At 40.2% G+C, this 11,393-nt stretch carries 8 protein-coding genes; 6 read left to right on the top strand and 2 right to left on the bottom strand.

From position 1 onward, the window contains the following. Positions 1-40 precede the first annotated feature (40 nt). Positions 41-607, bottom strand: a complete 567-nt coding sequence (locus M472_RS40270) for an RNA polymerase sigma-70 factor (RefSeq protein ID WP_021071694.1) — start codon at positions 605-607, stop codon at positions 41-43. A 116-nt stretch (positions 608-723) separates the two neighbouring features. Here M472_RS40270 and M472_RS40275 point away from each other — a divergent pair, with 116 nt between their 5' ends. The 6 genes from M472_RS40275 to M472_RS44690 all read left to right on the top strand — a co-directional run bounded on the left by M472_RS40275 (position 724) and on the right by M472_RS44690 (position 10,590). Beyond that, a complete protein-coding gene (locus M472_RS40275; protein ID WP_021071695.1) occupies positions 724-1,833 on the top strand; it encodes a FecR family protein in 1,110 nt (369 codons plus the stop codon). A 62-nt stretch (positions 1,834-1,895) separates the two neighbouring features. Then, a complete protein-coding gene (locus tag M472_RS40280) occupies positions 1,896-5,183 on the top strand; it encodes a SusC/RagA family TonB-linked outer membrane protein (RefSeq protein WP_021071696.1) in 3,288 nt (1,095 codons plus the stop codon). A 30-nt stretch (positions 5,184-5,213) separates the two neighbouring features. Next, positions 5,214-6,707: a RagB/SusD family nutrient uptake outer membrane protein gene (locus M472_RS40285; RefSeq protein WP_021071697.1), complete on the top strand. Its 1,494-nt coding sequence runs from the start codon at positions 5,214-5,216 to the stop codon at positions 6,705-6,707. An 11-nt stretch (positions 6,708-6,718) separates the two neighbouring features. Then, positions 6,719-7,567, top strand: a complete 849-nt coding sequence (locus tag M472_RS44685) for a DUF4843 domain-containing protein (protein WP_158499936.1) — start codon at positions 6,719-6,721, stop codon at positions 7,565-7,567. A 22-nt stretch (positions 7,568-7,589) separates the two neighbouring features. Continuing rightward, the gene (locus M472_RS40295; RefSeq protein WP_021071699.1) at positions 7,590-9,149 is read left to right on the top strand and encodes a PKD-like family lipoprotein; all 1,560 of its coding nucleotides are present in this window, start codon (positions 7,590-7,592) and stop codon (positions 9,147-9,149) included. A 10-nt stretch (positions 9,150-9,159) separates the two neighbouring features. Further along, positions 9,160-10,590: a thioredoxin fold domain-containing protein gene (locus M472_RS44690; RefSeq protein WP_081643209.1), complete on the top strand. Its 1,431-nt coding sequence runs from the start codon at positions 9,160-9,162 to the stop codon at positions 10,588-10,590. Between the two features lie 309 nt (positions 10,591-10,899). Here the strand turns inward: M472_RS44690 and M472_RS40305 are convergent, their stop codons facing one another. Continuing rightward, positions 10,900-11,280 carry a hypothetical protein gene (locus tag M472_RS40305; protein ID WP_021071701.1) on the bottom strand — a complete coding sequence of 127 codons (381 nt, stop codon included), beginning with the start codon at positions 11,278-11,280 and terminating at the stop codon, positions 10,900-10,902. Between the last annotated feature and the right edge of the window lie 113 nt (positions 11,281-11,393).

The following is an 11,393-nucleotide window of genomic DNA, read 5'->3' on the forward strand; positions in this document are numbered from 1 at the left end:
CATGCTTCCATTCTCTAAGGGCTTATTTCGGAAAGTAGGATTAAGGTTCTCTATCAATCAGATAGGAAATCACAAGGTAGATGCTGATGTTGTGCTCACGGATAAATGCGAGGGACTTTGTGATGTAATTTTCGACCGTTCGTTTGGAAATCTGTAGCTCCTCGGCAATTTCATCATTGCTCTTGTGTTCGAAGCGGCTCATTGTAAATACCTTTCGGCACTGGGGAGGCAATTGGGCTACCAGAGCCTCAATCTGTTCCATTATTTCTTTTGCTTCCAGGTATTTCTGAGGAGTGATCGAGTTGATATCCTGTAAGAAGTTGCTCAGATGGATCAGGTACTTCTCTTTTACTTTTTCGGATCGGTAATAGTTGAGTATCTGGTATTTAGTACTGTTGAAAAGATAGCCATATATGGATGTGTCAATACGGTCTAGTTTGCTCCAAAAATCAATAAACACCTCTTGCAGAATATCTTCGCTCCTTTTTTTGTCACCTGTTTTGGAGTAGATATAATACAACAGTTTTTCTGAATAAGCATCATACGCTTGTTCAAATGCTTTGACCGTATCCCGGCGAAGCGTCAAAAGCAAATCCTGTTCCTTCATCTCTTCACAATTGTTCACCACTGAATCATCTACAAAATAAATGCGTTTGCCTGTGTGTGTTCTTGGTTCGTTAAGTTACTATAGGACAAAGTTACTGATAACAGCCACATTTGAAAATGGAAAAAGATTATTTCGATAAGCTTATCGAACAATATAGCAACAACCAACTTTCGGAAGAGAAGAGACGACTACTGGATGATTGGTTTGAAGGAATTCAGCATTCATCAGGAGGAGGGCTATGGACGAATGAAGAAAAGAAAAATATTAAAGCGATGATCCTGTCGGAGACAAAACCAGTGAAAACCTTGGTGCCTTTGTGGAAGAAAATGGCGGTAGCAGCATCGGTACTGATCGTTGGTACGGCAGGACTATGGATATATCAGAAGAGTAATACGGAGATAAATTCTGTGGCACCAGTAGTGACCGTCGATGTGATCAAACCAGGAGAGGATAAAGGTATCCTGTACCACGCAGATCAAGAGCAGGTGCAGTTGAATACCCTGAGAAAAGATAGTTTATATGTATTCGGGAGAATTGCGGTAGAGCGGATTGCAGATAATGAGATCAGAGTAATGCCTGGAGCCGACAGCGGAATCGAAATGCAACATATACACGCACCCAAGGGGGGCAATTTTATTGTGCAGCTGGAAGATGGATCCAGACTGACCCTCAATGCTAACTCCAGTATCTCTTTTCCTTCTTCGTTTGACGGGAGGTTGCGCGAGGTTAGTACGTCGGGTGAAGTTTTCTTTGAGGTCGAGAAAGATCGGTACAAACGTCCTTTTATCGTTAATGCGGGAAGCAGCACCATCAAGGTACTGGGGACTAAATTTAACGTCAACTTTAAAGAAGGCGAGTTCTTGAGGACGGCGCTGTTTGAAGGCAGTGTGCAGGTATCGAATAAAGACTTTGAGGTTCGATTGGAGCCAGGAGAAGAACTGCGTGTGGATGCCAAAGGAAAATATACCGTACGCGAGTTTGACAGCGAGCGTGTGGGAGCTTGGAAAGAAGGATATTTCGCTTTGGATAACAAGAATGTTGAGGAGATCATGCAGGAAGTAGCCGACTGGTACAATGTTGAAGTAAGCTATGCCGATGTAAATCTAGATATCCGATATCAGGGTAGTATATCGAAATTTTCAGACATACATACAGTTTTGGAAATATTAGCACTAGCTAAAGGAAATACATTTGAAATCAAAGGAAGGAGGATTATGGTAAAGTAGTCCGTGATTAATACCAATTCAGAAAAACTTATTTTTTATAACTAACCTATAATTATTAAATAATGAAGTACCTATTGGGAGTTTGTCTGGCGATGCTGACCAATATAAGTTGGGCGGTGTCATTACAGCGAATTCATATTGAAAAAAAACAACCGACACTACAGGAGTGTCTAAATGAAATAAAGAAGCAAACAGGGTATTCTATTGTACATTTGGAGAATACCTTTGATAAATCGACTCTTGTTGACGAAGATTTAAAGAATTCATCATTAGATGAAGCATTAGAAAAATTATTTGCAGGCAAGGATGTCACTTATACCATAAGAAATAAGACGATAGTACTTGCAAAAAAGGATGCTGAAAAAAGCAATGTTCAAAGACCTATAGAGATAAAGGTAATGTCCACTAAAGGAGAGCCTATTTCAGGAGCGTCTATTATTTCTGTTGCTACAGGTCGAGCTATTGGACAAACCAATGCATCCGGTGTTTTTACAGGGGCTATTCTGGCTGAGGCAAATGAGTTGCTTGTGAAGCATCTCGAATACCAGGATTATAAACTTACTGTGGGCACGCAGACAAAAATTCGGATAAATCTTAAAGGTAAAGAAAATGAGATTGAGGAAACAGTAATTACAGGCATTTATTCTAGAGATAAAGAAAGCTTTACTGGGTCTTCAGCAACCTTCACAGCCAAAGAGCTGAAGATGATCGGGAACCAGAATATCTTACAGAGTCTAAGAACTTTAGATCCTTCGTTTGCAATTCAGGACAATAATCTCATGGGGTCGGATCCAAACACCTTACCCGATGTCGAGGTTCGCGGAAAGACTTCTGTAATAGGGTTAGGTCAAGAGTTTGAGAACGACCCTAATCAGCCCTTATTTATCCTAGATGGATATGAGACCACCTTAAAGGTGATCAATGACCTAAATATAGATCGGGTGGAAAGCATAACAATACTTAAAGATGCTTCTGCTACAGCTATTTATGGGTCAAAGTCAGCCAATGGAGTCATTGTGGTAGAAACGAAGAGGCCTGAAGCTGGAAAATTTAAAGTCAGTTATAATTTTAATAGTTCGTTTAACTTTGCGGACCTTTCTGATTATAATCTGATGAATTCGGAAGAGAAACTAAAGTTTGAGCGGCTTTCTGGGTATTATGGTGAAGTAGATGCAAATGGTCGTTTTTTAAAAGAATCAACCGAAACACAAAAATATAATTCGCGACTTGCTGAAGCTAAACGAGGGGTGGATACCTATTGGATGAACGAGCCCTTACGCTTTGCAATGACACAAAGTCATAACGTATACGCTGATGGTGGAGATGAGAAGATGCGTTACGGACTTGGATTAACTTATGGAAATACGCCTGGAGTTATGAAGGAATCGAACCGAAGTACTATTAATGGAAACTTGAGATTAATTTATCGTTCAGGCAATTTTTCTTTCTCAAATAACCTGTCAGTCGATCATTCAGATGGAGTTAGAGAGCCTGTTAGCTTTTCGGCTTATTCCTCAGCAAACCCTTATTTTAGGAAGTACGACGAGTTTGGTGCTGTATTGCGGGTATTGGAGAGCTTTACAGGGTCAATAGCGGATGAAGACCTAGGGAAGGTCGTAAATGTTTATAATCCTATGTATGATGCCTCGTTAAATTATGTCGATCGTAGCCCTAGCTTTGGCTTTGGAAACAACTTCGATATTGATTGGCGCGTAGTTTCGTCTTTCCGGTTGCGTGGAAGGGTTGGAATCAATAAGAACACAAGTAAGAGCGAACGCTTCGTGAGTCCATTGCATAGTCAATTTGAGGGAGCAAACTCGTTAGAGAAAGGATCTTTCAATTCATCTACCAATGAAAGCTTCCGTTATAATGGAGATGTGACAGCCACTTTTGGTAAGATGATTGCCAAAAAGCACATGGTCAACGTAGTAGCAGGTATGCGCATTGATCACACGACTCAAACCAACAACGGGTTTTCCGTTAGAGGATTTATGGAAGAGAGCTATCCTAATCCTGCGTTTTCGAATGGTTATGCTACAGGTGCTAAACCTACATATAATGAAAATTCACGGCGGTCGGCTAGTTATTTTGCAAATACAGGGTACTCTTTTAACAATAGATTCCTTTTTGATGCCAATTTCCGTTATGATGGTTCTTCCTTATTTGGTGTAGAAAACCAATTTACCTCGACTTGGTCTGCAGGAGTAGCTTGGAATGTTCACAACGAATCCTTTATGAAGAGTGTTCCTTATATCACCAATCTGAAGATTAGGGGTTCGTTAGGGAATCCAGGGAATCAGAATTTTGATGCTCGTATGACCATGAATATTTACACCTACGGAATAGAAAATCAAACCCCATTTGGTCTTAGTGCGTTAATAACGACCTGGGGAAATCAGAATCTAGACTGGCAGAAGACACTGGATAGGAATATAGGAATCGATTTCGAAATATTGAATAGAAAGCTACGTCTCAACGTAGACTATTTTAATAAACTGACAGACCCTCTACTCGTTTTTGTAGATGTGCCTACCTCTACCGGCACATCTACTGTGCCTCATAATATTGGCTCACAGACGACCAAGGGGGTTACTGTAACAGCCAATTGGCAAGTGTTGAAAACAGAAAATAGTATGTGGTCAATCAATGCCAATGCTAGGAAACTGAATATGATTTATAATGATTTTGGGAATGCTTTAGATCGTTATAACAAAGACAACCGATCAAAATCGCTACAACGTTATTACGATGGAGGTAGTCCTTCAGATATTTGGGCTGTGCGTTCAGGAGGGATTGATCCCAGCACTGGGCGTGAGATTTTTATCAAGAAAGACGGTACCCAGACTTTTGTCCATGATTACGCCGACGAAGTAATCGTTGGTAATACCAGTCCAAAATGGGAAGGCGTAATTGGTATGTCTTACTATTTTAAGGGGTTCAATTTCTCCATGAATTTCCGGTATAAATTGGGGTCACAGGTTTTCCAGAATGCATTATATAGTAAGGTCGAGAATATTGATATGTATGCTATAAAATCAAATCAGGATAAGCGAGCGTTGTACGATAGGTGGCAGAAGCCGGGGGATGTCACAAAGTTTAAAGGTTTATCCCTAACAGACCGAACGCAGATGTCGGATCGTTTTGTAGTAGACGAAAATGTCTTCAGTGCAGAATCTATTTCGGCAGGATATGATTTCAGAAACCCTAAATTATCGAAGTATGGGATTTCTGGTTTGACTTTGCGCGGTTATATGAATCAGATTTTCAGAATATCTACGGTGAAAGAAGAGCGCGGTATTAATTATCCTTTTGCCCGTTCATTTTCTTTTTCTGTAGGAGCGCGGTTCTAGATTAATAGATATGGATTTAAAATTAACATTATGAAATCAAGGATACTTTTTAGTTTTAAGCTTAGCCTGGTTGCGATCGTATTATTATTCTCCTGTAATAAATGGGTCGATCTTCCTCCAAAGGATAGGTTGACACAGACTGTTCTTTTTTCCACCAAAGAAGGATATTTAAAAGCTTTAACGGGCATATATGCAGAGTTTAATAATACCTCTTTATATGGAAGAGATCTGACCATGGGTATGTTGGATGCGATGGCTCAATATTATAATATGGGCGATAGCGAACATAGTTTGTTAGCCTTTACTAGTTTTGATTATGGTAGTGACACCTTTAAAAGTAAATCAAACACTATTTGGACCAAGCTTTATAATCTGATTGCAAACAGTAATGCTATTCTTGATCAATGTAAAGAAGGCAATACAGTACTACCTACAAAATACTACGGTATAATTAAAGGAGAGACACTCGCTTTGCGAGCGATGATGCATTTTGACCTTCTACGTATGTTTGGTCCTATTTATGATAAGGAGAAAGATAAAGCATGTATCCCTTATATCGAGTCATCAGATCGTTCTGTTCAACCTCTTATCAGTTCGGTTGAAGTAATTGCTAAAGTGGTACGAGATTTAGAAGAAGCGCAAATACTTTTACAGACAACAGATCCTGTTCTTGCAGAGGGGCCACTAAACTTTGCTGGAGATGTGAACAATCATTTTAATTATCGGCAGTACCGGTTGAATTATTTTGCCGTGACGGCACTTTTAGCGCGAGTACATTTATGGGCGGGTAATAAAGAAAAAGCTGTTCATTATGCCAAAGAAGTTATTGATAAAGGGCAAACAGCTGATGCTCCGTTTTTTCCGTTCGTAACCTTGGAAGAAATTAGACCTTCCAATCCAGATAATGTATCTGATCGAATATTTTCTAATGAAGTTCTTTTTGCTTGTTATAATCAGAGTCGGACAAGTTCATACAATGTGCTGTTTAGTCCGACTTTGAGCGCCAATAGTTTGCTTACATTGTCCGGCACATTGACAGATGGTCGTATCAATTTAATGTATGACAACCAAAATGATTTTCGGAGATCTTTTTGGGCGACACGTAGTATTTCTGAGGAAAAGGAAGTGCTTTACTTTAATAAGTACGAAGAACTTATTTCCAAAAATAATTCAAGTTCAGATGCCTTCCGTTTTATGATTCCATTGATTCGTATTAGTGAGATGTATTTAGTTGTCGCCGAATGTTCATCCGATTTGAATGAATGTGGCGCATACCTTAATAAGCTCAGACTGAATCGTGGACAGGCCCATATGGACTTTACAAGTATGGACCAGATTAATCTTGTTTTGGAAAATGAATTTATGAAAGAATTTTTAGGAGAAGGACAAATGTTCTATTTCTTCAAAAGAAAGGCGTATACAGAATTGCCCGAAGGGAGCAAAGTAGCAGGAGGAACCATTCCCATGCAGTTGTCCAACTATACTTTTCCATTACCAGAAAGTGAAACGAGTCAAAGACAATAACCTATATGAAAATGAAGAAAATATTAAAGTTTCTATATACTATGCTAGCGCTTGTAGTGGTTACAGGCTGTACCAAGGAAATCGAATTATATGACGGTGAAGAAGGGATTTATTTTAACGTACAATATGGTCCGGAGTGGGGTAATGAACGTGTATGGGCCAATCAACAATTGTCGAACGTTGAGTTTATCAATATTGCAGGAAATACAGACACATTACAATTAAAGGTAATGACGACTGGGCGCACCAAAGATTATGATCGTCATTTTCAGGTAGAGATAGTCATGGATTCTACAACAGCTATTGAAGGCGAGAATTATGAAAGGCTAAGTAGTAGATACACGGTCAAAGCTGGCGATTATTTTACCTATATCCCTGTTGTTTTAAATCGAACGGAAAACATTCAAGATGAAGCCAAAAGTATGCTGATCAGACTGATCCCTAGTGAGGATTTCAAAATTGGTATCCCAGTTTGGAAAAAGTTACCCAATCAATGGGATGGAGTCATAAAGGGTGATTTTCCAGCGGACTGTCATAAAGTGGTTATCACAGATTTTGTATCCAAGCCTATTCGATGGATCGGATTGGCGAATGATGGTTTGGAAGCAGGTCTATGGGGCGATTTTACGCAGAAGAAATATCGGTTGATATGCGAACAGTTTGGGCTAGTATATAGTGACTTTATGAGCACCACAGCTATGCCAGATGCAAAACGTACGGTGATTCGTGAGCATATGGCGAGGTTGTTACAGGACCTTTATAATAAAAAGACACCGATTCTCGAAGAAGACGGAAGGTTGATGTGGTTTATGGGAGTGACCTGGACATCAAGAGTAGGTGTGCCATGGAAAGGTTTTTAATGTAGACTAAAGAATATTGATAATGAAAAGATATTATTCGATGGGACTAGTTGTAGGACTTGTTCTTTTACTCTCTTCTTGTTTTAAAGATCTCGGAAATTATAATTATCAGGATATAAATGAGATTACAGTTGGTGGACTCGGAGGTCCTTATAACTTGCTGTATAAGGTAGATACTTTAAGGATAGAGCCTGATATTCAGTTTACTTTGGATACAGATGATCCCGATAGGTATCAATATGAGTGGCGGGTGGGGTTCCAGAATGAAGGAGCCACACGCCCTACAATCAGCACTGAGAGAAACCTGAATTTTCCAGTCAATTTGCTTCCAAAGGCTTATACTTTATACTTTAATGTATATGATAAAGTTACTGAGGTGACCTGGACATCTACAGCTAGCTTAACTGTTTCGACTGCTGTATCTCGAGGATTTCATCTCGCAGGAGACGATGAAGAGGGCTATGCTGATGCAGATATGATTGCTATGCCGTTGAATAAAGATACCATTATTGTAAAAAGAATAATGAGTGACAATGGTATGCCGAGGTATAAAGAGCCAATCAAATTATTTCATACGGGGACGACCTCAGATTCCAGTAAGGTCAAGCAATGGTTTATGACCAAAGAAGGGGCGTATTTTATGAATACCGCTACGATGGAAGTCAAACCGGGCAATACATTCAAGAATATGCTATACACAACATTCGAACTACCGTTAGACATCTATCCTGTTGCATTTGCTCCTTTGGTATCATCGATAGGAGGAATGTCTCCAGGTACCTATGGTAGGGTCGTCATTACGAATACTGGAGATTTGTTTTCGGCATCTCTAATGGGAGGTGATTTTTATTCAAATCCGATAAATAGAGTTTCCTCCAATCCTTTAGAATTATTGAAGCTATCACCATATATTATGCATTCGCCAGCCACATGGAATAGGTATATCGTTTATGATGATATAAACAATAGGTTTTTGCATGCGACAGGTAATTCTGTTCCGTCAGCGATGTTGACTGTATTTTGGGATACTGGCGGGCCGTTCCCGTGGAATCAAGGCGATACCGGACGAAAACTGGTATACGCTGAGAATACAAGAAATTATGAAGATGGTGGTACAGCAGGTAATTCTTTTGCTCTTATGAAAGATGCTGCAGGCGAATTTCACGTCTATAAGTTTTATGCAAACGGCTCGTTCGGTCCGTTAAAACTTGCGTATTTTAAAATTAAGCCTATAGCAGTTGACTTTGAAAAATCAAACATTTATGCCTTCTCCTCCGTGAGAAAGATTCTTTATTATGCGGTCGGATCAAAATTGTATGGCTATGATTACAATCCCAGTTTTGAGAAAAATTACCTAATCAAGGATTTTGGAGAAGAAATTACCATGCTGAATAGTGATATCCAAACTTCAAATGGTAGCCAACTGTACGTGGGTACGTACTCTACGGCGAATAAAGGAACAATCCGTAAGTATTCTTCAGGAGACGACCTTAACAATCTGGTCATGACACAGGACGAGTCTGTATTTTGGACAGGCTTACTTAAAGTAAAAAGCATGAGTTGGAGGAATTCAACCCAATAAACTAAAAACAATGAACAAACTACTATTTTGGATATATATTATCTGTTGCCCCCTATTGACGGTTGCGCAGCAGCAACCGCTTCAGGTTCTTACTTCTTATCAGGAAGCGCTGACAGCGGCTAGGAAGAACAACAAATTGATCTTTATCGATTTTTATACAACCTGGTGCGGTCCCTGCAAGACGATGGACAAGGAGGTATTTACTGATGGTGCGGTCAGCACTTATATGAATGAAAATTTTTTGACAGTCAAAATCGATGCCGAGAAAGGAGAGGGCATAGCGCTGGCAAAGCAGTACAAAGTAAGAGCTTATCCGACTTTTGTCGTCTTGGATGGGCAGGAAGTTGAAAAATTCCGATTCTCCGGTGCCCAGCCGGCAAAAGAATTTTTAGAAACCTTAGCGAAGAACTTGGATCCTACCCGTCAGCCTGCTGCGCTGGCGCAGCGTTATGAAAAGGGAGAGCGCACACCTGCACTGATCAATGATTATGTGCTTGAAATTATGAGGAGCGGTGACGAGAAAAAGGGCTTCGAAATCGTTAATGATTATTTCGGAAAATTGAGTGCCGATGAAAAAACGGATCCGGCCAATCTGTTTTTATACCAACGTTATGCTTTGGATATCAATGATGTCAAAACGAAGTATTTGATAGCCCATAAAGAGGCGTTTGCCAAGCGGATCGGAGCAGAGCAGGCCAATGCATTGGTGTATCGTTTTGTTCGTTCGGCTCTTATTCCCTATGCCAACGGGTATTACGTGAAAGAGAATAAATACGATGAGGCGACCTATCTATCGTTAAAGAAAACGCTTGCCGAAGTCGCACTGCCCGATAGCCTAGGAATAGGTGCGCTGTTAAAGATAGCAGATGCTCAGGTCACAGCTCAGCCATCGGTAATAATGGATGCCTATGTCTCTGAATTTCCTAAGATTACCAAGAGCGATCGCTTTCTGATGATGCTCCGGATGGGCGCTTTTAAAGATGATCGAGTGCTGGCAGACCGAGCGAAGGCACTGATTACAGCTTATATATCAGAGTCTGAAGGCAATTCGGTAGACATGTTGAGACGTATACTGTTTGAACTGGAAGAAAAAGGTCCATCAATCAATTTTCAGCAGCTTAGTTACCAAGAAGCTCTGAGCAAAGCTAAAAGTGAAGGTAAGTTAGTTTTTATCGACTGCTTTACCGATTGGTGCGGACCCTGTAAATGGTTGGACGAAAATACGTTTAGAGATCCTGGCATTGTCAAATACTTTGACGCTAACTTTATTAACTTAAAAATCGATATGGAGAAGGGAGAAGGCATAGCGTTATTTAAGAAGTTTGGGGTGACTTCTTTTCCAACGATGCTTTTTATCAATGGAGAAGGTACTATCCTGCACAAGGTGGCTGGTGCACTACCCGCAGAAAAGCTGATGAAAGAAGCGACAGCTGTACAGTAGAACAGGACTGTTGATCTTTTGGATTGTTTAATTGCCCCTACAGCAGATGTAGGGGCAATTTTTGTATCTATCGGATGATTATATTTCGTTTCCTGTAAATTTACAGATCGCCAAGATATTTAAGGATATGGGGATATCGAACGCTACGGAACCGGCATAAAGCGCGTCCGGTCTGTCAGAGTCAGAGTTTAAGCCTTGGCAAGTTTTTTTTGTCCGACTATCTTGCCGTGAAGAATTCTTGAAGCCGTACTGCGCGATTAATTGATCTCTAAGTAGCACTCGGTATTTCTTTTTTAAACTACTACCGTTTCAAATCTCCTCCTGTGGGACATGTTGTTGGCTTTTTCGCATGATGAATACAATACCGTCCAATGCGCCTGCACTGGTGGAGTGCGGGTGTTGTTTTGCTATGGTCTCTACCAGTTCGAAGTTCTTTTCTGCCATATAGTTGAGTATCGCTGCGTGCGATTCTTTGTTGTATAGCTCGTCAGAGAGACGGTTGCCCTCTTCCTGCTGCTCGGGCGTATCGCCGAGGTCAACATTTACCTTTAGCTTTTTTGATAGGGTTTTATTGCTCACAGTCACATAAGCATATGTAGTCGATGTTTTAGAGCTAGTTGCTTTCTGTTCTTGCGCCAAAGCGGTAAAGCCAATCGTCGTCGTTAGGAGTATTAATAGTAGTCTTTTCATGCCTGTTTTTGTATATAGTGTCTATGATAATAATTTAACTGTTTTTCTTCGTTCTCTCCGGAGTATTTATGAACGATACATTCGTCAGGTCTAGCTCTGGTCTTTTAGTTCGT

Source organism: Sphingobacterium paucimobilis HER1398, assembly GCF_000416985.1.
GTDB lineage: Bacteria > Bacteroidota > Bacteroidia > Sphingobacteriales > Sphingobacteriaceae > Sphingobacterium > Sphingobacterium paucimobilis.

Excerpts from the sequence above, each read along its gene's own strand:
- M472_RS40270 (WP_021071694.1), bottom strand. The coding sequence starts at position 607 with ATGAAGGAACAGGATTTGCTTTTGACGCTTCGCCGGGATACGGTCAAA.
- M472_RS40275 (WP_021071695.1), top strand. The coding sequence starts at position 724 with ATGGAAAAAGATTATTTCGATAAGCTTATCGAACAATATAGCAACAAC.
- M472_RS40280 (WP_021071696.1), top strand. The coding sequence starts at position 1,896 with ATGAAGTACCTATTGGGAGTTTGTCTGGCGATGCTGACCAATATAAGT.
- M472_RS40285 (WP_021071697.1), top strand. The coding sequence starts at position 5,214 with ATGAAATCAAGGATACTTTTTAGTTTTAAGCTTAGCCTGGTTGCGATC.
- M472_RS44685 (WP_158499936.1), top strand. The coding sequence starts at position 6,719 with ATGAAGAAAATATTAAAGTTTCTATATACTATGCTAGCGCTTGTAGTG.
- M472_RS40295 (WP_021071699.1), top strand. The coding sequence starts at position 7,590 with ATGAAAAGATATTATTCGATGGGACTAGTTGTAGGACTTGTTCTTTTA.
- M472_RS44690 (WP_081643209.1), top strand. The coding sequence starts at position 9,160 with ATGAACAAACTACTATTTTGGATATATATTATCTGTTGCCCCCTATTG.
- M472_RS40305 (WP_021071701.1), bottom strand. The coding sequence starts at position 11,280 with ATGAAAAGACTACTATTAATACTCCTAACGACGACGATTGGCTTTACC.